The organism is Thioclava sp. NS-SX20, assembly GCF_057380695.1.
The window spans coordinates 371,073-396,772 of the sequence record NZ_CM170816.1; the positions used below are offsets into that span (position 1 = coordinate 371,073).

At 60.2% G+C, this 25,700-nt stretch carries 23 protein-coding genes; 14 read left to right on the forward strand and 9 right to left on the reverse strand.

Translation table 11 applies throughout. The features are described 5' to 3' along the window. Positions 1-14: 14 nt before the first annotated feature. Both AC2ISB_RS01780 and AC2ISB_RS01785 read left to right on the forward strand, forming a co-directional pair. On the forward strand, positions 15-614 hold the full coding sequence (locus AC2ISB_RS01780; RefSeq protein WP_486575773.1) for a sigma-70 family RNA polymerase sigma factor: 600 nt from the start codon (positions 15-17) through the stop codon (positions 612-614). Next, positions 611-1,306: an anti-sigma factor gene (locus AC2ISB_RS01785; RefSeq protein ID WP_406735587.1), complete on the forward strand. Its 696-nt coding sequence runs from the start codon at positions 611-613 to the stop codon at positions 1,304-1,306. The genes AC2ISB_RS01780 and AC2ISB_RS01785 overlap by 4 nt, the downstream gene beginning before the upstream one ends. 71 nt (positions 1,307-1,377) lie before the next feature. On the opposite strand, the gene AC2ISB_RS01790 is transcribed toward AC2ISB_RS01785, so the two are convergent. Beyond that, positions 1,378-3,699: an FdhF/YdeP family oxidoreductase gene (locus AC2ISB_RS01790; RefSeq protein ID WP_339109140.1), complete on the reverse strand. Its 2,322-nt coding sequence runs from the start codon at positions 3,697-3,699 to the stop codon at positions 1,378-1,380. A 179-nt stretch (positions 3,700-3,878) separates the two neighbouring features. Here AC2ISB_RS01790 and AC2ISB_RS01795 point away from each other — a divergent pair, with 179 nt between their 5' ends. Next, the gene (locus AC2ISB_RS01795; RefSeq protein WP_486575775.1) at positions 3,879-4,799 is read left to right on the forward strand and encodes a formate/nitrite transporter family protein; all 921 of its coding nucleotides are present in this window, start codon (positions 3,879-3,881) and stop codon (positions 4,797-4,799) included. A gap of 38 nt (positions 4,800-4,837) precedes the next feature. Here the strand turns inward: AC2ISB_RS01795 and AC2ISB_RS01800 are convergent, their stop codons facing one another. The 5 genes from AC2ISB_RS01800 to AC2ISB_RS01820 all read right to left on the reverse strand — a co-directional run bounded on the left by AC2ISB_RS01800 (position 4,838) and on the right by AC2ISB_RS01820 (position 10,879). Then, entirely contained in the window at positions 4,838-7,066 is a 2,229-nt protein-coding gene (locus AC2ISB_RS01800) for a methyl-accepting chemotaxis protein (protein WP_486575777.1), read from the reverse strand. A 357-nt stretch (positions 7,067-7,423) separates the two neighbouring features. Then, entirely contained in the window at positions 7,424-8,836 is a 1,413-nt protein-coding gene (locus tag AC2ISB_RS01805; protein WP_486575779.1) for a sensor histidine kinase, read from the reverse strand. Beyond that, the gene (locus AC2ISB_RS01810) at positions 8,833-9,492 is read right to left on the reverse strand and encodes a response regulator (RefSeq protein WP_486575781.1); all 660 of its coding nucleotides are present in this window, start codon (positions 9,490-9,492) and stop codon (positions 8,833-8,835) included. The genes AC2ISB_RS01805 and AC2ISB_RS01810 overlap by 4 nt, the downstream gene beginning before the upstream one ends. Positions 9,493-9,559: 67 nt before the next feature. Next, positions 9,560-10,060: a DUF4405 domain-containing protein gene (locus tag AC2ISB_RS01815; protein WP_339109145.1), complete on the reverse strand. Its 501-nt coding sequence runs from the start codon at positions 10,058-10,060 to the stop codon at positions 9,560-9,562. A 72-nt stretch (positions 10,061-10,132) separates the two neighbouring features. Beyond that, positions 10,133-10,879 (reverse strand): siderophore-interacting protein, encoded by a 747-nt coding sequence (locus AC2ISB_RS01820; RefSeq protein WP_339109146.1) that lies wholly within the window; start codon positions 10,877-10,879, stop codon positions 10,133-10,135. A 726-nt stretch (positions 10,880-11,605) separates the two neighbouring features. On the opposite strand from AC2ISB_RS01820, the gene cyoA reads away from it, so the two are divergent. The 6 genes from cyoA (at position 11,606) to cobA (ending at position 17,614) form a co-directional block, all read left to right on the forward strand. Continuing rightward, positions 11,606-12,721, forward strand: a complete 1,116-nt coding sequence (gene cyoA, locus AC2ISB_RS01825; RefSeq protein ID WP_339109477.1) for a ubiquinol oxidase subunit II — start codon at positions 11,606-11,608, stop codon at positions 12,719-12,721. Continuing rightward, positions 12,711-14,708, forward strand: a complete 1,998-nt coding sequence (gene cyoB, locus AC2ISB_RS01830; protein ID WP_339109147.1) for a cytochrome o ubiquinol oxidase subunit I — start codon at positions 12,711-12,713, stop codon at positions 14,706-14,708. Before cyoA ends, cyoB begins: the two co-directional genes overlap by 11 nt. A 2-nt stretch (positions 14,709-14,710) precedes the next feature. Continuing rightward, complete coding sequence (gene cyoC / locus AC2ISB_RS01835; protein WP_339109478.1) at positions 14,711-15,334, forward strand: cytochrome o ubiquinol oxidase subunit III; 624 nt, start codon at positions 14,711-14,713, stop codon at positions 15,332-15,334. Continuing rightward, positions 15,334-15,708 (forward strand): cytochrome o ubiquinol oxidase subunit IV, encoded by a 375-nt coding sequence (gene cyoD / locus AC2ISB_RS01840; RefSeq protein WP_339109148.1) that lies wholly within the window; start codon positions 15,334-15,336, stop codon positions 15,706-15,708. The genes cyoC and cyoD overlap by 1 nt, the downstream gene beginning before the upstream one ends. An 86-nt stretch (positions 15,709-15,794) precedes the next feature. Next, positions 15,795-16,517, forward strand: a complete 723-nt coding sequence (locus AC2ISB_RS01845; RefSeq protein ID WP_486575783.1) for an SURF1 family protein — start codon at positions 15,795-15,797, stop codon at positions 16,515-16,517. Between the two features lie 209 nt (positions 16,518-16,726). Continuing rightward, positions 16,727-17,614, forward strand: a complete 888-nt coding sequence (gene cobA / locus AC2ISB_RS01850) for a uroporphyrinogen-III C-methyltransferase (protein ID WP_486575785.1) — start codon at positions 16,727-16,729, stop codon at positions 17,612-17,614. Here cobA and AC2ISB_RS01855 read toward each other — a convergent pair. After that, the gene (locus AC2ISB_RS01855; protein ID WP_486575787.1) at positions 17,551-17,946 is read right to left on the reverse strand and encodes a hypothetical protein; all 396 of its coding nucleotides are present in this window, start codon (positions 17,944-17,946) and stop codon (positions 17,551-17,553) included. The two genes, cobA and AC2ISB_RS01855, sit on opposite strands and share 64 nt — an antisense overlap. Positions 17,947-17,998: 52 nt before the next feature. Between AC2ISB_RS01855 and nirB the strand changes: the two genes are divergently transcribed. The 5 genes from nirB to cynS all read left to right on the forward strand — a co-directional run bounded on the left by nirB (position 17,999) and on the right by cynS (position 23,886). Further along, complete coding sequence (gene nirB, locus AC2ISB_RS01860; RefSeq protein ID WP_486575789.1) at positions 17,999-20,443, forward strand: nitrite reductase large subunit NirB; 2,445 nt, start codon at positions 17,999-18,001, stop codon at positions 20,441-20,443. Next, entirely contained in the window at positions 20,440-20,766 is a 327-nt protein-coding gene (gene nirD, locus AC2ISB_RS01865; RefSeq protein WP_486575791.1) for a nitrite reductase small subunit NirD, read from the forward strand. The genes nirB and nirD overlap by 4 nt, the downstream gene beginning before the upstream one ends. Before the next feature lie 45 nt (positions 20,767-20,811). Next, positions 20,812-21,663: a formate/nitrite transporter family protein gene (locus AC2ISB_RS01870; RefSeq protein ID WP_486575793.1), complete on the forward strand. Its 852-nt coding sequence runs from the start codon at positions 20,812-20,814 to the stop codon at positions 21,661-21,663. A 65-nt stretch (positions 21,664-21,728) separates the two neighbouring features. After that, the gene (locus AC2ISB_RS01875; RefSeq protein WP_486575795.1) at positions 21,729-23,399 is read left to right on the forward strand and encodes a bifunctional protein-serine/threonine kinase/phosphatase; all 1,671 of its coding nucleotides are present in this window, start codon (positions 21,729-21,731) and stop codon (positions 23,397-23,399) included. Positions 23,400-23,421: 22 nt separating this feature from the next. Continuing rightward, positions 23,422-23,886, forward strand: a complete 465-nt coding sequence (cynS, locus tag AC2ISB_RS01880) for a cyanase (RefSeq protein ID WP_406720341.1) — start codon at positions 23,422-23,424, stop codon at positions 23,884-23,886. A 52-nt stretch (positions 23,887-23,938) separates the two neighbouring features. Here cynS and AC2ISB_RS01885 read toward each other — a convergent pair whose 3' ends face one another. Next, the gene (locus AC2ISB_RS01885; protein ID WP_486575797.1) at positions 23,939-25,105 is read right to left on the reverse strand and encodes an ABC transporter substrate-binding protein; all 1,167 of its coding nucleotides are present in this window, start codon (positions 25,103-25,105) and stop codon (positions 23,939-23,941) included. Beyond that, complete coding sequence (locus AC2ISB_RS01890; protein WP_339109157.1) at positions 25,102-25,686, reverse strand: ANTAR domain-containing response regulator; 585 nt, start codon at positions 25,684-25,686, stop codon at positions 25,102-25,104. Before AC2ISB_RS01890 ends, AC2ISB_RS01885 begins: the two co-directional genes overlap by 4 nt. Between the last annotated feature and the right edge of the window lie 14 nt (positions 25,687-25,700).

Below are 25,700 nucleotides of genomic sequence, written 5' to 3' on the forward strand. Positions count from 1 at the left end.
GGAGGATGAGGTCCATGCAGACGATCAGCGGGACTGCCCCGCGCAAGACCACAGGAGCGGTCGGGGGCAGGATCTCGACGCCCGAAGAGATCGAGGGGCTGATTGCCCGTATTGTCCTGCGCGACCGCGCGGCGTTTTCGGCGCTTTATGATGCCACAAGCGCCAAGCTGTTCGGCGTCTGCCTGAACATCCTCGACAACCGCGCCGAGGCCGAAGACGCTTTGCAGGACGTGTTCCTGCGGATCTGGCGCAAGGCCGACCGTTATAGCGCCACAGGGCATAGCCCGATGACATGGCTGATCACGCTGGCACGTAATCTGGCCATTGACCGGTTGCGCAAGCGCCAGAAGGGGCGCACCGACCTTGACGAGATGCCCGATCTTTCCGATGGCCGCCCCGATCCCGAAGCGGTGCTGGTTGCACATTCGGAGGCCCGACGGATCGGCTCCTGCCTTGAGCGGCTGGAAGATGGTCGTGCCGATGCGGTGCGCGGGGCCTATCTGCGCGGCGATAGCTATGCCGATCTGGCCGAGCGGCATGGCGTGCCGCTGAACACGATGCGAACATGGCTGCGCCGGAGCCTGATGAAGCTGAAGGACTGCATGAGCCAATGAGTGCCGCGCCCGATTCCGATGACGATCTGCTGGCCGCCGAACAGGCGCTGCGCCTGCTTTCCCCCGAGGAACAGGCCGCCTTTGCCAAGCGCGCGCAAGATGATCCCGCGCTGCGCACCGCCTTGCGCGCATGGGAGACGCGGCTTTCCGCGCTGTCCGACAGCTTTCCCGAAGCGGCTCCCCCTGCCGCGCTCAAGCGCAGGCTGATGGGACAGATCGGCGGCAGGACCAGCCGGAAATCCGTTCTGCTCTGGGGCTGGCTGGCCAGTGGCGTGGTGGCGCTGGGGATTACGGCGACTTTCTTCGTGCCCAATATCCTGCGCATTCTGACGGCACCGGCGCTGCATGGCTTTACCGCCGGAATGCAGGCCGAGCTGATGGGGGCGGATGACCGCCTTCTGGTGCAGGTGCAATATGATACCGGCACCGGAGATGTCCGTCTGGTGCAGATGGACGGCGTCAGACATGCGGCAGATCGTTCGATGGAGCTTTGGCTGATCCCGCGCGGGCAGGCGCCGATCTCGTTGGGGCTGATGCCTGAAAATCGCGAGGCGCAGATGCCGATGCCCGAAAACCTGCGCCCGATGCTGGCAGGGGCCACTTTCGCGATTACCGACGAGCCTTTGGGGGGCGCACCTGCGGGCGTGGCGACAGGGCCGGTGATTGCGCAAGGGATGATGACGGCGGTCTAGGCTGTTCAAGGTCGCGCGGGGGCTGAAGCCGCGCGACCGCGTCCTGATCCGCTTGGACCAGCGCCCGATATTTAGGAGGCTGGCGCTTCGGGGATGATGCGCACAGGGGTGCCCTTATAGGCGGGTGTGCCGGAGCGGATCTCGTGATGTTCCAGCGGAATCAACGGGTTCAGCTCGGGGTAATAGCCCGCGATGCACCCATCAGGCAGATCGAATGCGGTGACGCTGAGCCCCGACACGCGGCGGTCGCGCCCGTCGTCAATATCACAGACCAGCGTGACCTTCTGGCCCTCTGTCAGGCTGGCGCGTGCCATCTCGCCGCGATTGATCAATACCACCATACGCGAGCCGGACAGGCCCCGCAGCCGGTCGGAATGGCCGTAAATCGTGGTGTTGAACTGATCGTTCGAGCGCATCGTATTGAGCGTATAGCTTTGACCGCGCGCGGTTTCTCCGGGTTCTTGCCCCAATGCCGACAAGGTGGTCGGCGTGGTGAACAGCGCCTTTCCGGCGGCGTTGTTCCAGCGCCGTTCCCGTGCCGCATTCCCCCGATAGAAGCCGCCCGCCTGGCTCATCCGCGCATTCATATCGTGGAATTGCGCGGGCCATGTGGCGGCGATGAGATCGCGCACATGGTCGTAATTTGCGGTCCAGTCATCCCATTTCAGGGTGGGGTTTTCAGGCAAGATGGCCTTGGCGATGCCGGTGATGATCGCCAGTTCTGACTTCAGCTGGTCGCTTGGCGGTTTGGCGCGGCCCAGAGAGGCGAAGATATGGCTCATGGTGTCCTCGACCGTCTGCACCTGCGGCACGCCATTTTGCAGGTCCTCGTCGGTGCGGCCCAGACAGGGCAGGATATAGGACACCTTGCCCGGATTGAGATGCGACCGGTTGAGCTTGATCGCGATCGAGACCGTGAGGTTCTGGCTGCCCCATGCCTCTTCCAGCCGTTCGATATCGGGCATGGCGCGCAAGAGGTTGCCGCCAAGCGCGATGGTGGCCTTTACACGGCCCTCGATCACCGCCTTGCCTGCCTTGACGATATTCATGCCGCGTTCGCGGGGCAGGGTGACGCCGAACATCTCCTCCTGTCGGTCAAGCGGGAAGAGGGCGGGGTTTTCGCCAATGCCTACGGTGCGCTGGCCCTGCACATTCGAATGCCCCCGCACAGGCGAGATCCCCGCCCCCAAGCGCCCCATATTCCCACGCAAAAGCAGTAGGTTGACTAGCATCCCAAGGTTCAGCCAGCCATTCACATGCTGGGTCAGCCCCATGCCATAGACACCGATCACCCGTTTGGCGCTGACATAGATCTGGGCCGCTTCCTCGATCATCGCGCGGCTCAGGCCCGAGTGGCGCTCGATTTCGGCCCAGTCCATCATGCGGATCTCGGCCAGTGCCTCGTCCACGCCCTGTGTATGGTCTTTAAGGAAGGCATGGTCCAGCACGGTGCCGGGGGCGGCGTCCTCGCAGGCCAGAACATATTTGATCATGCCCGCCAATACGGCGATATCACCGCCCGGGCGCACCTGATAATAATGGTCCGAGATTTTGGTCGCTTTGCCCATGACCATCTGTTTCGGGCTTTGCGGGTCGGTAAATTCCAGCAGCCCTTTCTCGCGGATCGGATTGAACGTGACCACTTTGCAGCCGCGCTCGACCGCCAGCTTGAGCGTATGCAGAAGCCGTGGGCTATTTGTGCCGGTATTCTGGCCAAAGAAGAACAGCGCATCGCAATGGTCGAAATCTTCCAAGGTGCAGGTGCCCACCGGCACGCCGAGATAGGTGTTGAGATTGACCGAGGTCGTCTCGTGGCACATGTTCGAGGATTGCGGCAGGTTGTTGGTGCCATAGATCCGCGCCATCAACGCATAAAGATAGGACGGCTCCAGCGCCGCATGCCCCGAGGAATAGAATACCGCCTCGTCGGGGGCGATGGCCTTGAGTTCCTGCCCGATCTCGGCAAAGGCCTGATCCCAGGCGACGGGTTTATAGGTGTCGCTTGCGGCATCATAGCGCATCGGATGGGTCAGGCGTCCGGCATATTCCAGATCGTGGTCCGACCATTTGCGCAGATCGGCCACCTTATGCTGGTCGAAGAATGCCGGACCGACTTTCTTGGTGGTCAGCTCCCATAGCGTGGCTTTCGCCCCGTTTTCACAAAATTCGAATGTGCCGGGATTGGCGGGTTTTGCCCATGCGCAAGACGAGCACATGGCCCCGCCTTGCTTGTTCAGCTTGGCAAGGATCTGTAGCGCCAAAGGGGTTGGCGGCTCTTTTTTCATGATCCGCGCGACCCCTTCCAAAGACCCCCAGCCGCCTGCGGGCCGCTTGTAGGCGGGCGTGCCGGAATCGGCAGAAATGGGCGAATGGCTGTAATCTTCTGGCTTCATAATGCGATCTCCCTGCGCGCAAGGCTTTGGATTTTGTGCCGCGACGGGCGATATGACACAAGCCTGTATGCGACAATCTATAGCACGCATCGCGACAGCCGGAACGATTTTGCACCGGCTAACGTTCCTCACCCGAGTGAAATTCTGCGTGAGTGCAGCGGGTTCAAGGGGAACAGGACGTGGCGGAAGATGGACAGGCGGCGGCAGATCAGGCGCAGACGCAGGCGGAGAAGAAACATGAAGGCTCTTTCGACGAGCACGAATTACGCGCGATCGAGCAGACAGGGGCGATGAGCCCGCCCGCGATATTTGAATCGATCCGGCGGTCGGGTATCGAGGAGCTGATGCGTCCGGCCTCGGCCCTGGTGATGTCGGCACTGATTGCTGGGATTGCGATCGGGTTTTCGGTCTTCACCGAAGGCCTGCTGCGCGCGCATCTGCCGGAAACGGACTGGCGTCCCCTGATCGAGAATTTCGGCTATACGGTCGGCTTTGTGATCGTGATCATGGGGCAGATGCAGCTGTTTACCGAGAATACGATCACGGCGGTCTGTCCGGCCCTGGACGAACCCTGTGCCGATGTGTTCAAACGCCTGGCGCGCCTTTGGGGGATTGTGTTTCTGTTCAACCTGATAGGGGCCATGCTGTTCGGGTCGGTGATGTATCTGACGCGCGGCTACGACCCCGCACTCTGGCAGGCGGTGCTGGACCTCTCCGAAGAGGCCACCCATTTCCCGTGGATGGAAACCATGTTGCGCGGCATCGGTGCGGGCTGGTTGATTGCCGCTTTGGTCTGGATGCTGCCGAATGCGCGTCAATCGAAGCTTCTGATGATCGTGTTGGTGACCTGGATCATCGCCACCGCCGAGTTTACCCATGTGGTGGCGGGATCGACCGAGGCGACGATTGTCATTCTGGCGGGCAAGATGGGCATCATGGAGGCGTTGTCGGGTTTTACCCTGCCCACACTTATCGGCAATGTTCTGGGCGGTTCGGTGTTTTTTACTGTGCTGACATGGGCGCAGATCAAGACCGAGCTGGAAGAGCCGAAAGACTGCCCGTGGCGGCAGGATCAGAACGCACCCCACCGCCGCGCCTGACGGGACTGGTGGGGCGTGCCCCACCAGTTCATCGCCATTCAGGCCGCGTGAGACCGCGTGTCCTGCGCCGTGCTTACACGGAACTGGGTGATGGCCTCGTTCAGCGTCTGTGCTTCTTGGGACAAAGCCAGACTCGCGGCGGATGTCTCCTCGAACATGGCGGCATTCTGCTGCGTCATCTGGTCAAGCTGGGCGGTGGCCGAATTGATCTCGCGCACGGCATGCGACTGCTCTTCCACCGAATTCGCGACACTGGAGACATTGGTTGCGATTGCCGCAATGGAATCGGCGATGCGTTGCAGGGCCGTGTCTGTCTGGCCTACCAGATCCACCCCGACCGTGACACTTTGCGAGCTTTCCGAAATCAGCCCGCCAATTTCGCTGGCCGCTTCCGAGGACCGCTGCGCCAGAGCCCGTACTTCCGAGGCGACAACGGCAAAGCCACGTCCGGCATCACCCGCCCTTGCGGCCTCGACCCCCGCATTCAGCGCAAGAAGGTTGGTCTGGAAGGCGATGTCGTCGATGACCCCGATGATCCGTGTGATCCGGTTCGAGCTTTCCGCAATCGAGTTCATGGCGGCAACGGCCTGTGCCATGATCTCCCGCGAGGCAAGGGTCTCGGATTTCGAACTGTCCACGATCTTTTCCGTGCGGCGGCTGTTTTCGGCGGCTGAAGCGGTGTTGGCGGCCAGTTCTTCGACTGCGGCGGCGGTTTCCTCCAGAGTGGCCGCCGCGCTTTCGGTGCGGTGGGACAGGTCCGAGGATGCCTGACTGACCTCGGCCGAGTTGTTCAGGATGTGGCTCACGCTGGTCTGGATCGACCCGACCAGATGGCTCAGAGAGTCGATGGTGCGATTGTAATCGGTGCGCAGCGCCTCATAGCTGTCGGGGAAGGCGGTGTCGATGCGGCGTGTGAGGTCGCCATGCGACAGGCGGCCCAAAGCCTCTGCCAATGTCCGGACCACATGCGCCTGTTCCGCATTACGGGCCGCAGTCTCGGCCTCGGCCTGTGCGGCAAGGCGCTGTTTTTCGGCAGCGGCGCTTTGTTCGCGCTCCATCCGTTCCTGCGTCTCGCGGGTCTGACGCTCCATCTCGGCGCGTTCGGCATCCAGTTTGCGCTGGGCTTCGGCCTCACGTTCGGCAGCTTCTCGTGCCCGAGCTTCGCGTTGCTGCTCTTCCAGGGCGCGGTTGGCCACGATGTTCTGACGGAAGGTTTCAAGCGCCTCGCGCATCGCGCCCAATTCGCCTGCGCGACGCTTCGCCCCCTCTAGCGCATCGGTGTCACCTTCAGCCAGTTTGCGGGTCCGCGAGGTCAGATCCCGCAGCGGGCGAACCAGCACAAACTGCAAGAAGCCGATGGTCAGCACCAGCACGACGATCGCGGCAAGGGTGGCCATTTCCATCATCCGCGTGGCACGATCCGTCGCGCTATTGAGAGTGTTCGCGCTTTCGCTCACCTCGTCCAAAGCCCTATCGCTGACGGTTTCGGCCGTTTCGCTGAGTTGGGAAACCGTCTTGAGTGCCGCAGTCGCCGCATCCGAGGCCTCTTGCAGCGCCGAGAGTTCCAGACCGCGTTGGGCGATCACCCCGGTGTCAGGGTCGATTATCGTGTTCAGGGTGGCGACATCATCCTCATAACCGCGCCCGAGGCTGAAGATCAGCAGCTTCGTCTGCCCTTCAATCGCCGCTTTATGACGGTCCAATCCGATCAGTTCGCCTTCGAAGGAAATGCTCACAATCTGGCGCAGGAGCGCCTGGGCATCGGCACGGGCTTGCGGGGTGCCCATCAGTTCGAGTTGCGATACCAGCAGTTCCAGCTTGGCAAGTTTGTCGCGCATGGTGGCATGTGCCTGCGCTGCATTCTCGCGGGCGGTCGACAGGGTGTCGATATTGTCTTGGAAGGCGGCCACCTGCCGGCCCAGCAGGGCGGCATCGTCTTGCGACAGCTGTTGGGTCAGGGCAATGAAGGCCTTGAATTGCTGGTCCGACGTGCTCAGCACCTGCTCTATGTCAGCGGGTGTGTCGGCCAGAAGCAAGGCGGTGATGATTTCGGGCAACCGGTTGGTGGCCACCATGATATCGTTTGTATTGCGCAGATCCGGCACGCGATTTTCGCTGAGCCTGTCCATGCTGAGCGAGAAGTGCTGGAAGTTCATCCAGGCCATACCGATGGCACTTCCCAGAATGCCTACAAGAACCAGTTGGCTAAAGGCCAGACGGGGGCCAATGCCCCCCAGAAAGCGTCGGATATTGGAGAAGGGTTTCATATGGTCCTTGGCCTCTTAGTTCTGGACGGCGGTCTGTGCGAAGGGAACACCATCGGGGCGCGCATTGCCTGTCGTCGCTCTGCGCGTGTTTTGCCGTTGATCTGCGTCGGGTGGCAGGCCGCGCGCCGCTGTGCCCGAGCGGGGGCGGGCCGTGCACGGACGGGACGTATATGGGCGGGGCATATATGGGCAGGGCGCAGAATCTGCGCCGTAGAAAAGCATTGCACCGAACGTCATGACACACCTTTCAAGCAAAACAGACCAAGGGGATGATTCCCGTCGGCTTGATTTCCTTGGGTAAGGGGCGGACCCTAAAAAATGTTTAGCTAATTGGCTAAAATGCTCATAACGGGTGATCTAACCGGAAAAAACGGCCATAAAACCGCGTTTTTGATCAGGTATGGGGCTGTAAAGTGACAAATCGGCCCCTGCGCGCTCGGCGATGACATGGGCGATCGCAAGGCCCAGCCCTGTGCCGTCGCCTGCTCCGTCGCCGCGTGCGAAACGGTCCGACATGCGGGCAAGCTGGTCGGCGGGCAGGGGCGCACAATCATTCTGCACCGAGAAACGGCCATCCGGCTGCAGCGCGATACCGATCTCGCCCTGACCATGTTTGTGTGCATTTTCAATAAGATTGCGGGCCAGAATGGCAAAGGCATCGGGGTCAAGGTCGCTCATCACCGGCGTGGCGGGACGCTCTACCGTAATCGCTGCGGCAAATTGCGGATCGGCGCGACGCATGTCGTCCAGAAGGATATCCAGAATCATGCGCAGATCGGTTTTCTCCTCCACCCGCAGCCTTGCGCCTTCGGCCCGTGCCATCTGCATCAGCTTCTCGGACAGGCGCGAGAGCCGCTTCAACCCGCTCTCGATCTCGAGGGCGCGGGCGATCGCCACAGGATCCTTGCTTTCGGCACGTAATCTCTGGGCCTGCGCGATCGCTCCGGCCACAGGGGTGCGCATTTCATGCGCCGCGTTCGAGGCAAAGCTGCGCTCTGACTCGAAGGCCGATCTGAGCCGGTTGATCAATCCGTTGATGCCCGCCGCAATCGGGCGCAATTCGGTGACCATGCCATCGCTGGCCAGTGGGTCCAGATTTTGCGGGCCGCGTCTGGCCAGAGCGCGCTCCAGACTGCGCACCGGATTAAGCGCGCGCCGCACCGCCAGAAAAATGCCGGAGAGGCCGAAGGGCAAGGCGATCAGCAGCGGCAGGGACAGCAGAACGATCATATTGCGCCGCACCGACTGCCGATGGTCCAATGGCTCGGCCACGGTGATCGACAGCCCCGCCCGCCGCGAGATATCGGTGTAAAGCCGGTAGCCGGGCACCGTGACATATCCCGCACCAATGCGGGCGGGCAGCGTGATCGTCTTGCTGCCATCAGTTTGCAAAAGCACCTCGCCCGCCTGATTGCGCACGACAAATTCGACCGTATCGGGGCGTTCATCCAGCCGCGCAATGGCACGGCTCTCGGGCGGTGGCGGTGGCCAGAGACGGCCATTGGGGGGTGTCAGGGCCTCGTCTCGGGTGCCTTTCTGACGGGAGGGCTCGTCGGTCTCGGTGCCGTCATTGCGGGCGCGCAGGCGCTGTTCGCGCAGCGCGAAAGGCAGGATACGCTGCGCCGTCGCGCTGAGTTCGCGGTCAAAGACGCTGTTCATCTCGTGGCTCATCAGCCCCGCCGTGACGATGGCCGCGACCAGCCAGAGCACGGTGATGCCCGCACCGATCAGCAGGGCAATGCGCAGCCCCAGAGAATGCGGCAGGGTCATTGCGTTACCAGCCGGTAGCCCAGACCGCGTTCGGTCTGGATACGGTCACGCCCCAGCTTTTTGCGCAGATGGCTGACATGGACCTCGATCGTGTTCGAGCCGATCTCGTCATCAAAGCTGTAAAGCGCCTCTTCAAGCTGGGCCTTGGACAGAAGCTGGCCGGGGCGGCCAAGAAAAGCTTCGAACAGCGCCCATTCGCGACCGGTCAGCGTGACAGGCTGCCCGTTACGGCTCACCGATTTCGCGGGCAGATCGATGCTCAGATCGGCAAGCTCGATCATCGGATTCGGATTGCCGCTATAACGTCGCGCCACAGAGCCGATACGCGCGGACAGTTCGTCCAGATCGAACGGCTTGACCAGATAGTCATCGGCACCGGCATTCAGTCCGGCAATCCTGTCGCTGACCTGATCGAGCGCGGTCAGAATGATCACCGGCACGCTATTGCCGGCATTGCGTTGGTCCTTGAGGAAGGTGATGCCCCGCCCGTCCGGCAGCATCAGGTCCAGCAAGAGCAGGTCGAAGCGCGAAATCCTCGTAAGATCACGCGCTTCTTCAAGCGTTTGCGCCCAGTCGAGGGAATGGCCGTCGGCGCGGATCTGGTCGCTTACGGCGCTGCCAAGGCTCTTGTCGTCTTCGATCAGCAGAATACGCATGGGGCATGTCCTTCGCGGCGAGGGAGGCGGCCCCTGCCCAAAGCACAGGGCGGGGGCATCAAGGGGCTTATGGCATCAGCAGGCGCGCGACAGTGTCGGCGCTGGTGCCCGACGCTTCGGCGATCTGGGTGGCGGACTGGTCTGCGGTGCCTTGGTAGCCTGCCGACGTCAGACGGGCCAGAATGTCTTCAGGGGTGGTGTCAAGCACCGGTGCCACTTCCGATAGCGGCGCCTCCAGAAGCTTCTGTGCCAGCGCGAATTGCGGCGGACGGCCACCTTTGGCGGTGCCGGTCCCCGAAGTGGCCGGAATGGCAAAGGCCAGAGCGGCCACCAAAGACGCGGCCAGCGCCAGCGCCATAGGGGCCTTCTTCATGTAATTCATCAATGGGCGCCAGTTGCGCCACAGATGCAGGACGAAGGGCACGATCAGCACCATCGACAGCCATTCGTGCATGCTGTGGAACCAGCCCATCTGCCAATGGAAAAACAGGGCAACGCCGGAAACGAGGGATACCAGAAATAGCCCGGTGATCAGGGGCGTGGCGTAACGAAAGAAAAAGCTGCGCATGATGGACTCCAGAAAAGCGGTAAACGCGTTCTCTGGAATCCTTCAATATGAACCTGATGTAAAGCTGAAGCTTTAAAGCGATTTGTCGCTGGCATCGGCCTGTCCGGCCACCCAATAGCCTGCGGCCTTCATCCAGGGCAGGGGATGGCCGTTTTGTTGCAGGTGGTCGCGCAGCGCGCGGGCCACGGACGCCTCGGCGGCGATCCAGACAAATGTGCCTTCGCCCAGCGGAATCTGCTTGAGCTGTTCCAGAAGCGGCGCGGGGTCGGTGGCATCGGTGCGATGGACCCAGAGCGGCAGGTGGTTTGCCTTGGTCGGCATGTCCTGTTCGTCTGCGGCTTCCGGCACGCCGACCAGCGTGGTCACCGGCGTTCCGGCCTCCATCTCGAAGAGGCGCCGCGCGATGGCGGGCAGGGCGGTTTCGTCCCCGATAAGAACCCAGCGCTGGATCGGGCCGGTGATGTTTTGCGAGCCGCGCGGCCCGCCCATCATCACGGTATCACCGACTTTGGCGGATTTCGCCCAAAGCGTGGCCGGTCCCGCTTCATGCAGGGCGAAATCGACGGTCAGCGACAGGGTTTCGGGGTCGAAATGGCGCGGGGTATAATCGCGCATCGCTTTCTCGCCATTCGCATCGGGGATCATCAGTTTGAAATGGTCATCCGGCGCGGTCGAGGTGAACCCCTCCAGCTCGGGGCCGGTCAGCACGATGCGGATCATATGCGGGGTCAGGGCGCGGGCTTCCGAGACGGTGAGGGTCCGGCGGACAAGTTCGTGGCGCTGGCGTTCAATGCGGGGCAAGCTATCGAGGTCGGTCATTATAATCCTTACTAAAGACGGAAGGCCGGTGCGTATGATGTGCATATGGGGTCAGCGGAGCGCGGCCTGTTATTTCTTGATAAAAAAGATCGAGATTGAGGTTTCGTCAAGCCGCCCCGATGCAGAATGGTCTGTGCAAATTTTCACTGTTGAGTGAGACGGGAAGCCGTCACGGGCTGATTTGCGCAAATCTCGGACGTAGAGCGGGAATTGCTATGAGTTCAGTGCATATCGGATATGCAATTTTATCAAAAAACTGTGAGTTGAAAACCGTATCTCCGGCGCGGGGTAGGGGCAGATAATCGGCTTGATTTGCGCCAGATCAATTCTGTCAACCCACATCTAGGAGAGGTGGAGATATCGTTGCGATCAAGAAAAATTTTATGAACAAAAACAGGGTGATTTTTCAAAATTGTTATATTTTACATTCGCTTGCTTAGCAAAATTCACGCTTCGTTACACTTTTGTGATACATGATTCGCGCCGCCGGTTTTCGAAAAAGAGAATCGGCTAGTCCAAAGCATGCCCTAATGCAGCGCGTCGGAATGTCGCATCGCGAAATGGCGCCGTGATGCATAATGCGGGCAATAGTCTTGTCTTGGCGACATGCTCATGGCATGTGGTCACGACTTTTACTACCAATTGCGGCGAGGGTGCTGCATTGCATGCCCGAAGCTGCAAAGCTGCAAGAGGCACGCATTGTTGAAACACTTCAAACTCCCCCTGATGCTGTTGGCGGCAGCGTCTCTGGCGGGATGTCAGTACGAAGTTCTCGCACCGAGCGGCTGGGTCGCTGTGCAAGAACGAAATCTGCTGCTCATCTCGACAGTTTTGATGCTGCTGATCATCGTTCCCGTGATCGTCATGACCGTCTATTTCCCGTGGAAATACCGTCATGACCGTGATGACACCTCCGATTACGAACCCGAATGGGCACACTCGACCAAGCTCGAGGTGATCGTATGGGGTGCGCCCATCATTATCGTCGCTATCCTTGGCGTCTTCCTGGCGATCTATACCTATCGTCTGGACCCCTATCGTCCGCTGGACCACACCGAAAACATGGGTGCGCCGGTGGAAGTCGAAGCGGTATCGCTCGACTGGAAATGGCTCTTTATCTATCCCGAACAAGGTGTGGCTTCTGTCAATGAACTGGTGATCCCGGAAGGGCGCCCGATCAACATGAAGCTGTCCGGCTCGACCGTGATGAACACGTTCTGGGTTCCGGCGCTGACGGGGATGGTTTACTCGATGGCCGGTATGGAGACGCAACTGCACTTCATCGCCGATACCACCGGTGACTTCCAGTCGCGTTCTGCCCATTATTCGGGCCCCGGTTTCTCGAAAATGACGTTCACCACGCATTCCGTGACCGACGCCGATTTCGATGCTTGGGTCGAAAAAGCAAAAGCACAAGGTCAGCCTCTGACCCGCGCATCTTACTTGCAGCTTGAGCAGCCCTCGATCGCCGCCCCGATCAGCTATTACAATTCGGTCGAAGACAATCTCTTCAATCGCATTGTCGGGCTTTGTGTCGAAGAGAACAAAGTTTGCATGAACGAGATGATGATGCTCGACATGCATCGCGACATGATGCCGAAAGCCGAAGAGGACGATAAATCTTCCGAAGGCGAGCATGGTCAGATCGGTCTGCCGAAGCAGCTGTTCGAATATGACATGGAGCGTTCGATCGACGGTCATGGTAACCTGATCAGCCTTCCGGCCGACACGTCCGAAGAGCATATGTCTGCTTTGGACGCGCGCAAGCTGATGGCTCAGGTCGCACTTAGCGCCGATGGCCTCTGCCTCCCGAACCAGGAGTACAAAACTAATGTCAACTGAAGTCGCTCAAACGACGCATGAGACGATTTCGCCGATTTTCGGGCGGCTAAGTCTTTCGTCGATCCCCTATCACGAGCCGATCCTCATCGCGACCTTCGCGGGTGTGGCCGTGGCCGGGATTATCTTCTTGGCGCTCATGACCTATTTCAAGGCATGGAAGCCGCTGTGGACCGACTGGGTCACCACCATCGACCACAAAAAGATCGGCATCATGTATATGGTGCTCGGGTTCATCATGTTCGTGCGCGGCTTTGCCGATGCGCTGATGATGCGTGCGCAGCAGGCAATGGCTGCGGGCGGGGCAGAGGGCTACCTTCCGCCGCACCACTACGATCAGGTCTTCACCGCACACGGCGTGATCATGATCTTCTTCGTGGCTATGGCCTTCATCACCGGTGTGATGAACTTCGTCATGCCCGTGCAGATCGGTGCGCGCGACGTGGCCTTCCCCTTCCTGAACAACTTCTCGTTCTGGATGACGGTGGCCGGTGCGCTTCTGGTCAATATCTCGCTGTTCATCGGTGAATTCGCACGCGTCGGCTGGCTGGCTTTCCCGCCGCTGTCGGGCGCTGCCTATTCGACCGGGCCGGGGATGGATTACTATCTCTGGGCGCTGAACATCGCGGGTATCGGGACAACGCTTTCGGGTGTGAACATGTGCGCCACCATCTTCAAGATGCGTGCGCCGGGCATGTCGCTGTTCCGCATGCCGGTCTTCACCTGGACCGCGCTGTGCACCAACGTTCTGATCGTGGCGGCCTTCCCGGTCCTGACCGCGACCCTCGTTATGCTGACGCTTGACCGCTATCTTGGCACGCATTTCTTCACCAACGACCTTGGTGGGAACGCGATGATGTATATCAACCTGATCTGGATCTGGGGTCACCCGGAAGTCTACATCCTGATCCTGCCCTGCTTCGGTATCTTCTCGGAAGTGGTTTCGACCTTCTCCGGCAAGCCGCTCTTCGGTTACAAGACCATGGTCTGGGCAACCTGCTGCATCATGGTTCTGTCCTTCATCGTGTGGCTGCACCACTTCTTCACGATGGGTTCGGGCGCAGCCGTGAACACCTTCTTCGGGATCACGACGATGGTTATCGCCGTGCCGACCGGTGTGAAGATCTTCAACTGGATTTTCACCATGTACAAAGGCCGCGTGCGGTTCGAGACCCCGATGTACTGGGTGATCGGCGGCATCGTGACCTTCACCATCGGTGGTATGACCGGCGTTATGCTGGCAATTCCGCCGGTTGACTTCCAGCTCCATAACTCGCTGTTCCTGATCGCGCACTTCCATAACGTGATCATCGGTGGCGTTGTCTGGGCGATCTATGCAGCCGTCTACTACTGGTGGCCGAAAGCCTTCGGCTTCAAGCTGCATGACGGTCTGGGCAAAGCCTCCTTCTGGTGCTGGTTCGTGGGCTTCTACCTTGCGTTCATGCCGCTTTACGCGCTTGGCCTCATTGGTGTGACCCGCCGGATCAACGAATATTCGGATCCCTCGTGGCAGCCATATTTCGTGATCGCAGCCATCGGCGCGCTGTTCATTCTGGCAGGCATCCTGTTCACCTTCGCGAACTTCGCCTACTCGATCTACAAGCGCAAAGAACTGGCATGCGGTTCGGACCCGTGGAATGCCCGCACCCTTGACTGGGCAACCTCGTCCCCGCCCGCGAAGTACAACTTCCCGCAGGACATCCATGTCCACGGCATCGACGAGTTCTGGCGCATGAAGCAGGAAGGCTTCAAGTGGTCGACCGACTACCAGCCGATCCACATGCCGCATTACACGCCCGCAGGGTTTGTGATCTCGGTGCTGGCCTTCATCTTCGGCTTCGCAATGATCTGGTACATGTGGTGGCTGGCTGTTCTCAGCTTCGTCGGCCTCGTTGGCTACACGATCTACCACACCTTCAACTACAACCGTGATTACTACATCCCCGTAGAAGAAATCGCGGAAACCGAAGCAAAGGGAAATATCGCATGACGATGCTTGATACCCCCATCACCGGCCCCATCGAGGGGCCGGAAGGTCCGGACCATCATCAGGACCATCATCATGTGAGCCCGACGCCGATCGGCTTCTGGATCTACCTGATGTCGGACTGCATCATTTTCGGCACGCTGTTCGCGACCTATGCCGTTCTTGGTGGCAACTATGCCGGTGGTCCGGGCCCGAAAGATCTGTTCGAGCCGGGTCTGGTGGCGTGGGAAACCGCGCTGCTGCTGATCTCGTCGATCACCTTCGGCGTGGCCATGCTGAACGCGACTGCCCATAAGCTGGGCAGCACGATCATGTGGCTGATCATCACCGTTCTGTTCGGTGCAGGCTTCCTTGCCATCGAACTTTACGAATTCCACCACCTGATCCATATCGGTGCAGGGCCGGACCGTTCCGCTTTCCTGTCGGCGTTCTTCCTGCTGGTCGGGACCCACGGTCTGCACGTGACCTTCGGGTCGATCTGGCTGATCACTCTGGTCTTCCAGCTTCGTAAGCACGGCCTGATCGAGGCGAATATGCGCCGTCTGTCGACCCTGTCGATGTTCTGGCACTTCCTCGACCTGATCTGGATCGGCGTCTTCTCCTTTGTCTATCTCGTGAGGCTCGTCTAATGGCTGAACATAGCTCGCATTCGCATGGCACCATGGGGCAGCTGATGATCGGCTTCGTTCTGGCGGTCATCCTGTCGATCATCCCCTTCTATCTGGTGATGGCCGACGTCGAGATGTCGCGGACCACGATCATCGGGATCATCATGGGTCTGGGCGCGGTGCAGATCATCGTGCACCTCGTCTACTTCCTCCATGTCAACCGCTCGGTTGAAGAGGGCTGGACGCTGGCAGCCAGCGTTCTGGCGATCATCATCTTGTGTATCGTTCTGGCAGGCTCGCTCTGGGTCATGCACAACATGAACGAAAACATGATGCCGATGCCCAGCCAGGAACAGATGCTGGAAATGATGAACCTCCAGAACCAGCAAGGCTGATCCGAGGCGCATCTCCCAAAAGACGGGGCCGGGAAACTGGCCCCGTTTTGCTATCTGCAGCTCGCTTCCATTTGAGGATGACCACCATGAGCAGGAATATTCGCTGGGTCCGTTTGAGTATTGCGACCATCCTCGCCGCAGGGTTTGTGGCAGTTTTCATGTCATTGGGGATCTGGCAGGTGCATCGTCTGCATTGGAAGCTTGATCTGATCGCGCGGGTGGATAGCCGCGTGGCCGCCGCGCCCGTGCCCGCCCCCGGACCGAACGCTTGGGCCGGATTGACCCGCGAAGGGGATGAATATAGCCATGTCGCGGTCACCGGCACCTTCCTGAATGATCAGGAAGTGCAGATCTATACCCCCTCCATGTTCGGACCGGGATATTGGGTGCTGACGCCACTCAAGCGCGATGACGGCACGATCGTCATGATCAACCGCGGCGTCGTGCCCGAGGAAAAGAAATCCCCCGCAAGCCGTGTGGCCCCCGAGGGCGTGCAGCATATCACCGGCCTTTTGCGGCTGAGCGAGGATCACGGCTGGCTCTTCAGCCAGAAGGATCGCCCGCAGGATGGTGTCTGGTATCGTCGCGATATTGCATCGATCACCCAGACCAAGGGGCTGGAAAATGCCGCCCCCTATTTCATCGATCAGGATCTGACCGATCCCGAAGGCTTCCCGCGCGGCGGGCAGACGGTGGTGAAATTCCGCAATTCCCATCTCAGCTATGCCATTACATGGTTCGCGATGGCGCTTCTCAGTCTGGTGGGCTGGGGCGTCGTGCTTCGGCAAGAGCTGAAAAATCGGGACTGATCGCCTATTTTGCAGGCAAAACGAGCACCGCAAACCTGTTTGCCACGCGCCCTGCCGCAAGATCGTTGCGGCAGGGCTGTGTCTTTCGTAAGGGAAGGAAAGCGGCAATGGCGTCGCGCTGATCTCCAGTAAAATCCGGGCAAAGCTGCCTGATCGGGTGCCAAGGCATCGCGATCGGTCGGCTTTTTTCTTTTTGAGGGACCGTGACTATGATGAGCATTCCGTTGGCCCTGCGTGATCGCGTTCGGTGGTTCGGCATCGGGCTTGGGTTGGTCAATATCGATGCAGGGGCCAAAAGCCCGCAGCGGCTTCTGGCGCAGCGCCGCAAGGCCCGTGGCAAGACGGGGCATATCGCTTTGGTCGGGGCCGGGCCGGGGGCGGTGGATCTGCTGACCATGCGCGCCATCGACCGTATCCGTCAGGCCGATATCGTGCTTTATGACCGGCTGATCTCTGACGAGGTGCTTGATATCATTCCGCAGGGCGTCGAAACCGTTTATGTCGGCAAAGCCGTGGGGGCCTGTACGTGGCCGCAGGACAAGATCGACCGGTTGATCGTTGAAGAAGCCCGCAAGGGGCGGCGTGTCGTGCGACTGAAATCCGGTGATCCGTCGATTTTCGGCCGGGCCAGCGAAGAGATCGATGCGGCCCGCGCCGCAGATATTCCCGTCGAGATCATACCCGGTATTACAGCCGCTTCGGCGGCTGCCGCCAGCCTGACCCGACCGCTTACGGAACGCGGCGAGACGGATACATTCGTGCTGACCACCGGCACCTGCCGTCCGGGGGATGCGCCTTCGGACAGGACCCGTTTCGCACGGCCCGGCACGTCGATGGCCTTTTATATGGCGGTCGAACGCGCTGCCGAAATCCAGCGGGATCTGCTGAAAGCGGGCGTACCGCCCGAGTGCGCGGTGGATGTCGTTGGGTCGGTGAGCACCGCCCATGAGCGCCAAGGCCATATGACGCTGGGGCGGTTGTCGGAAGACATCGCAGCGCAGGGCCTGCAAAGTCCGGCGGTGATCTTGATCCGCTATCCGAAACAGGCCAAAGCCGCGCTTTCCAGAAAAGCCGCCCGCAAAGCCATCGCCGGATAAACCCTGTTCCATCTGAAAATACGCCGGACCAATGGTCCGGCTTTTTTATTCTGCCAAGAAAGTAATCTTATCCGCCGAAGATACATCAAATTTATGCATTCAAAGCGGGCATCTCCTTGTTTTTTGGCTTTCATCCAGCGAGCAACGAGAAATCTTTTGGCGGAATCGGGATGATTTCGTAAATATCTGTTCAAGGCCTGCTGAAAGGCCAGCTGCCGCAAAGGCGCGGTATCTTCCGAAAATGCCCCTAGGGGCCTGCGGCAATGGCGCTGCATTTCGCACTGATCTTCTTCAGAATGCGGGATGATGCCTGCCCGTTCATGCAGCTTCACTCCCGAACTCACTCGCCGCGACCATCGTGTCGCATGCCATTAGGGGTTCGTTATGACCAAGCAGAAACTCGTAATCGTTGGAAATGGTATGGCTCCGGGCCGGATGCTGGAGCATCTGTTCGAGACCGCGCCGGATCTTTACGACGTGACCATCTTCAACGCCGAGCCGCGCGTCAATTATGACCGTATCATGCTGTCGCCGGTTCTGGCGGGCGACAAGACCTATGAAGACATCATCATCCATTCCGAGGACTGGTATGCCTCCCATGGCGTGACGCTGCATATGGGCGAGCGGATCATCGGCATCGACCGTGACGCGAAGACCGTGACCTCGGCCAAAGACCGCGTTGTGCATTATGACAAGCTGGTCATTGCCACCGGCTCCAACCCTTTCATCATCCCCGTTCCGGGCCATAAGCTGGACGGCGTGCTGGCGTATCGCGACCTTGACGACACGCAGAATATGATCGCGGCGGCGGCCCGTGGTGGCCGTGCGGTGGTGATTGGCGGTGGTCTACTTGGGCTTGAGGCAGCCGCTGGTCTGAAGAACCGTGGCATGGAGGTGACCGTTCTGCACCTGATGCCCTCGCTGATGGAGCGTCAGCTGGACCCCGCAGCCGGTCATCTGCTGCAGCAGGCGCTTGAGGCGCGCGGGATCGAGGTGCGTTGCAAATCGAACACCAAGCAGATCCTTGGCACCGACCGCGTGGAAGGGGTCGAGCTGGAAGATGGCACCATTCTGGACGCCGATCTGGTGGTGATGGCCGTAGGTATCCGCCCCAATACCGGTTTGGCGAAAGAGGCGGGGCTTGAGGTCAATCGCGGCATCGTCACCGACGGTCAGATGCGCACCTCGGATGCCTCGATCTATTCGGTGGGCGAATGTGTCGAAGTGGGCGGTATGGTCTACGGGCTTGTCGCGCCGCTTTACGATATGGCGAAGATCGCCGCCGCTGATCTGGCTGGCGCGCCGATTGCGGGTTTCAAACATGTCGATACGCCCACCAAGCTGAAGGTGACGGGCTGCGACCTGTATTCGGTTGGCCAGTTCGGTGAAGGCTATGAGGAGATCGTGCTGCGCGACGCCTCGCGCGGGTCGTATAAGCGCCTGATCGTGCAGGACAATAAGATCGTCGGCGCGGTGCTTTACGGCGATGTGGCCGATGGCGGCTGGTATAACGAGATGCTCAAGGCGGGCACCTGCATCGAGGACATGCGCCAGACCATCATCTTCGGTCAGGCCCATCAGGGCGGCGGCAATTTCGATCCGGTCGAGGCTGCGGCGGCCATGTCCGATGATGCCGAGATCTGCGGCTGTAACGGGATCTCCAAGGGCACCATCGTTAAGGCCATCAATGAACAGGGCCTGACGACGCTGGCGGATGTGCGCGCCCATACCAAGGCCTCGGCCTCCTGCGGGAGCTGCTCGAACCTCGTGGCCTGTGTGATGAAATCCGTTCTGGGGGACGGGTTCGTGCAGAAGGCGGTGGAACCCGTCTGCGGCTGTACCGAGCACGGCCATGAGATCGTCCGCGCGACCATCAAGAAGGCCGGTCTGAAATCCATTCAGGCCGTCTATCAGACGCTGGAATGGAAGACCTCGGAGGGCTGCGCGAAATGCCGTCCGGCGATCAACTACTACCTGCTGTCGGAATGGCCGGGCGAATATGAGGACGACCAGCGCTCGCGCTTCGTCAACGAGCGTCTGCATGCCAATATCCAGAAGGACGGCACCTATTCGGTGGTCCCGCGGATGTTTGGCGGCATGACCACGCCGGACGAGCTGCGCGCGATTGCCGATGTCGCCGATAAATACAACATCCCCACCGTGAAGGTGACGGGTGGCCAGCGGATCGACCTCTTGGGCGTGAAGAAAGAAGACCTGATCCCCGTCTGGGCCGATCTGAACAAGGCGGGCATGGTCTCGGGTGCGGCCTATGCAAAGGGTCTGCGCACGGTGAAGACCTGTGTTGGCAAGGAATGGTGCCGCTTTGGCACGCAAGACAGCACGGGGCTGGGGATCAAGCTTGAAAAGTTCCTTTGGGGGGCATGGTCTCCGGCCAAGCTGAAACTGGCGGTGACGGGCTGCCCGCGCAACTGCGCAGAGGCCACCTGCAAGGATATCGGGGTGATCTGCGTCGATAGCGGCTATGAGATCGTCTATGGCGGCGCGGCGGGTCTGCATATTCAAGGCACCACGAAGCTGGTGAATGTCGCGACCGAGGACGAGGTCATCGAATATACCGGTGCGCTGACCCAATGGTACCGCGAGACGGGCTTCTACCTTGAACGCATCTACAAATGGGCCAACCGTCTTGGCTATGACCATATCCAAGAAGTGCTGACCACCGACCCCGAACAGCGTCGCGCCTATTACGACCGCTTCGTCTATTCCCAGAAATTCGCTCAGATCGACCCGTGGGCCGAATTCGTCGCCGGTAATGGTGCGGCCGAAATCGAACCGATGGCAGAAATCAAACTGGAGGCCGCAGAATGAACGCCACCGCAACCAGCCTGCATTGGGTGGCAATCGGCCCCCTTTCCGCAATCCCCCGCCTTGGCGCACGCTGCGTCATCAAGGGCGATACCAGCATTGCCGTCTTTCGTACCAGCGACGACAGGCTTTACGCGCTGGAAGACCGCTGCCCGAATGATAACGGGCCGTTGAGCCAAGGGATCGTGCATGACGGCCTTGTCACATGCCCGATCTGCAACTGGGTGATCTCGCTTGAAACCGGTGCCGCTCAGGGCGCCGATGAGGGCCAGACCACCACTTTCCCCGTCAAGCTGGACGGCGACACCGTCTATCTTGGTGTGTGACCGAAGATAAGACCTATAAAAATCAACCAATAGGGACCTAAACTCATGTCGTATATCCAACCAAAGGAATTCGCGGCCAAGATGGTCGATGCCGGTGAAGGCAAGATCTTCATGTCCACCAAAGACACGCTGATCCGTGCCTATATGGCGGGGGCCATTCTGGCGCTTGCGGCGGCTTTTGCGGTCACCATCGCGGTGCAGACGGGCAACTTCCTTGTTGCTTCGCTGCTGTTCCCCGTGGGCTTTTGTATGCTTTACCTGCTGGGCTTTGACTTGCTGACCGGCGTGTTCACCCTTGCGCCGCTGGCCGTCGTTGCCAAACGTCCGGGCTGTACCTGGGGCGGTGTGTTCCGCAACTGGGGTCTGGTGGCTCTGGGCAACTTCGGTGGCGCGATGACCGTGGCCGTATTCATGGCGATCATCTTCACCATGGGCTTCTCGACCGAACCCAATGCCGTGGGCCAGAAGATTGGTAAGATCGGTGAGGCCCGCACGCTGGGCTATGCCGCAGCAGGTGCTTCGGGCATGCTGACCGTCTTCATCCGCGCTGTGATGTGTAACTGGATGGTCTCGACCGGTGTGGTTGCGGCGATGATGTCGAACTCGGTTTCGGGTAAGATCATGGCAATGTGGATGCCGATCCTCGTCTTCTTCTACCTCGGCTTCGAGCACTCGATCGTCAACATGTTCCTGTTCCCCTCGGGCATCATGCTGGGTGGCCAGTTCACTTGGTCCGACTACCTGCTGTTCAACGAAATTCCCGTTGTTCTGGGTAACCTCGTTGGCGGTCTGACCTTTGTGGGCGGCATGATCTACATGACCCACTTCAAGGAATCCCCCAAGCGTAACGCGCAGATCTCGCGCAATAACGACGCAAGCGGCGTGGCCGCAGAGTAATCCACTCTCGGAGGAAGGCCCTGCCATTGGCGGGGCCTTATTATTGAAGCCCGAAGGAAATTTCCATGAAGCCAATGCGCAATAGCCTTCGGGTCTCTCTTGGTCAGCTGTCGGTTGCGGGGGTAAAGCCCGAAAATCAGGACCGCTCGGGGGCGATGCTGACCGATAGCGCGGGCCATGGGATCAGCCTTGTGCTGGCCGACGGGATTTCCACCTCGGAATTCGGAGCGGAGGCGGCGGAATTCGCGGTGACCTCCTTTCTCAACGATTACTACGCCACGCCTGCCTCATGGCCGGTGAAGACCTCTGCCATGGGGGTGGTCTCTGCGATCAATGCAGCGCTTTGGGCCGCGAATGAGGCGCTGACCGATATCGAGAAGGGCCATGTGGCGACCTTGGCGGCGCTTGTGGTCAAGGATCAGACCGCCCATTGCCTGCATCTCGGGGATAGCCGGATCAGCCTGTGGCGCGGGGGGCACTTGCAGGCGCTGACTGAAGATCACCGCACGGGCACCACGCTGGATGCCGCTTTGGGGATCGGCCCCCAGCCCGAGATAACCTATCGCAGCCTGCCCCTCGAAGAGGGCGATATCCTGATGCTTTCGACCGATGGTCTGCATGAGCATCTGTCGTCCGAGGCGCTGAGCATGGCCTTTCTGCTGCCCGACCCACAGGAGACCGCGCAGATGCTGGTGGATCAGGCGCTTCTGGCGGGTAGTGCCGATAACCTTAGCGTTCAGATCTTGCGGCTGGATCAGCTGCCCGCGTCCGATGCGCCCTTGCCGCAGGATCTTATCCTTCCTGCGCTGCCGCGCGCGGGCGAGATGCTGGACGGGTTTCGCATCATCCGCCAGATCCAGTCGACCGCCCGAAGCCATATCTATATGGCCGAAGCCCCCGATGGTCTGCGCGTCGCGCTAAAGATCCCCTCTGCCGAGATGGCCGAGGATCCAACCTTCCGCGCGGGCTTTCTGGCCGAGGAATGGGCCGCGCGCAGGGTCCGCTCGGATCATGTGCTGCGGGTGCCCGAGGCGGGGCCGCGCAGGCATCTGTTTGCCGTGTCGGAATGGATCGAGGGCCAGAGCCTGCGTCAATGGATGACCGATCATCCGCAGCCCGAACTGCCGCAGGTGCGTGCCATATTGGGCCAGATCATTCAGGGTCTGCGTGCGCTGCATAGGCGCAATATGATCCATCAGGACCTGCGCCCCGAAAATATCATGATCGACCGTCAGGGTACGGTGAAGATCATCGACCTTGGCTCGGTTGCGGTGACGGGCGTTGAACGCACGACCGCGGGTGGATTTGGCGCTCAGGCGGGGACTTACCAATATACCGCGCCGGAATATCTGTCGGGCGATCAGGTCAGCTGGCGGTCGGATCAATATGCGCTGGCGGTGATCACCTATGAGATGCTGACGGGCCGTCTGCCCTATGGCGCCAAGGTGGCGCGCATCCGCTCGCGCAAGGATCAGGCAGCCCTTCGCTATGCCTCGGCCCGCGATGACCTAAGCGGCGTGCCCGACTGGATGGATCAGGCACTGAAACGGGCCTGCCATCCCGATCCCAGCCGCCGCTATGATGCGCTGTCGGAGTTTCTGGCCGATATGACACGCCCCAGCCCGGAGTGGCAATCAGGCCACCACCGCCCGCTGGTCGAGCGTAATCCGGTTTTACTCTGGCAAAGCCTCTGTGCCGTTCTGGCAGTGCTTTGCCTTTATCTTGCTGTCACGTGACGGCCAATCAGGGAGAACGACCATGAAAGACCTTCTGACCGAAAGCCTGACCAAAGAAGACGCCACCGCCCTGATCCTGCAGGCGAAAAAGCGCAAGTCCCTGACGTGGGAAGGCATTGCCGAAGGGATCGCTATGTCGCCCGTCTGGACCCATTCGGCAGCGATGGGAATGAATGCTTTCCCCGAAGCCAAGGCCCGCGCGATCATCGACCTCTTGGATCTGCCCGAAGAGGCGCTGGAGGCGCTGACCGAAAGCCCGACCAAGATCTGGGATCAGACCGTACCGACCGACCCCTGCATCTACCGCTTTTACGAGATCGTTGGCGTCTATGGTCCGACGCTCAAGGCGCTGATCCACGAGAAATTCGGTGATGGCATCATGTCGGCCATCGATTTCGACATGAAGGTCGAGAAGGTGCCGCATGAAAAAGGCGACCGTGTGAAGGTCGAGATGTCGGGCAAATACCTGCAATATAATTGCTGGTAAGCTCCGCCGATATTACCCCAGACTGGGTCCAGAGCATCCTCTGGACCCTTTTTTAACTTTCGGGATCAAAGACTTGCCCGTCAAAGAAGTGATCGGGAGACAGGATCACGCGACCGCGTTCCGAAGGCACCGCCGTGGGCTGCGAGATCGCACCTTCAAGCTTTTCTGAAGCTCCGGGAAGATCCGCACCAAGGTCACGCAGATGCTTGCGGTAGATATCGGTGCGGAAGCAGCTTTTGCCGGTCTTGATGGCGCTTGCCTCTTCCAGCCCCAGACGTTTGGCAATGCGCATGGCGATCCAGCCTGCCTGAGACCGCCACGGAAAGCCCACAGCGCCTTCCTGAAAGGTCAGGAAATGCGGGTCTTGCCGGACTTCACCCATTTCAGAAATTACGAAACTACCATTCAGACCGCGCTCGATCAGATTGACGGGCAGGTCCAGATATTCGGGGCGGGACATGATCTCGGCGGCGGTGGCGCGTTTGAGTGGACGGTCCAGCCAAGTGCCCGCCCGCCAAAGGGCCCGCAACAGCCGCCCCGCCAGATCGCTATTGTCATCGGCCCAGCCGCCGCGCACCGCCAGCACCTTTTCGATTGCCGAACGCCTAATCGCGCTTGTGGGCAGCAAAAGCGTTCCTACGCCATTTTCGACCGAAAGCGACCCCCAAGGCTCGCCCACGCAGAAGGCGTCAATCTCGCCCGCGGCCAACGCATCGGCCATCAGCGGCGGCGGCACCGTATTGACCGCCAGCATCGCCGGATCGCTTAGCCCGCAGCGTTCAAGCCAGTAATACAGCAGCTCGGCATGCATCGAGAAGGGGAAGGGCACGCCCACCCGCAAAGGCCGCCCCAGCGCCAGCAGAGCCTCGCCCGCTGCCCGCGCATCGGCAAAATCGAAACGGTGCCCAGCGGCGCGCATCTCTTCGGCAATCGCGGAACTGACGCCGATCACATTGCCGCCCGTATTCATCGCCGCAATCGCATCGATCCGGCCCTCCGGGCCCGACAGCCCCAGCGCCTTGGCGACCGGCACCGGCGACAGAAGATGGGCCGCATCGATCATCCCCAGCATCAGGTAATCGCGCATCACCGACCAAGAGGGCAGTTTGACCAGATCGAGTTCCAGATCTTCCTCGGCGGCAAAGCCCATCTCGCGGGCAACAATCAGCGGGGCGGCATCGGTTAGCGGTAGAAAACCTGCCTTGAGTGTCAAAGTCATGCCAAAAGCCCTGCCGTCGTCACTAGAGCCTCGGCGACCTCGGAGACCTTGCGGCCCCGGTCCATCGCCGTCTTGCGCAGAAGGGCATAGGCCTCGTCTTCGGACAGGCCGCGGGCCTTCATCAGGATCCCCTTGGCGCGGTCGATCAGCTTGCGCTCTTCCAGCGCGCGCTTGGTGGTTTCCAATTCGCGCCGCATACGGTTGAACATATTGAACCGCGTGATCGCCGCATCCAGCACGGGGCGCACCCGATGGGCCTGCAGCCCGTCCACGACATAGGCGGAAACGCCCGCCTCGATCGCCGCCCGTGTCAGGCTGTCATCGGATTTATCGACGAAAATCGCCACCGGACGTTCCAGCGGGCCGGAGGTTGCCGCAAGGTCTTCGAGAATATCGCGCGAGGGGCTGGCCAGATTGATCAGCACCACATCGGGATTGCGCTCGGCAATATGACGCGCCAGCCCCGCAGATTCGGAGATAACGGCAATTTTTACGCTTTGGTCTTGCGACAGAAGATCCACGATTTGCATCGCGCGATCACGGTCGGATTCGACCAGCAGGATGGAGAGTTCGTCTTTCATAACCGCAATCTGGG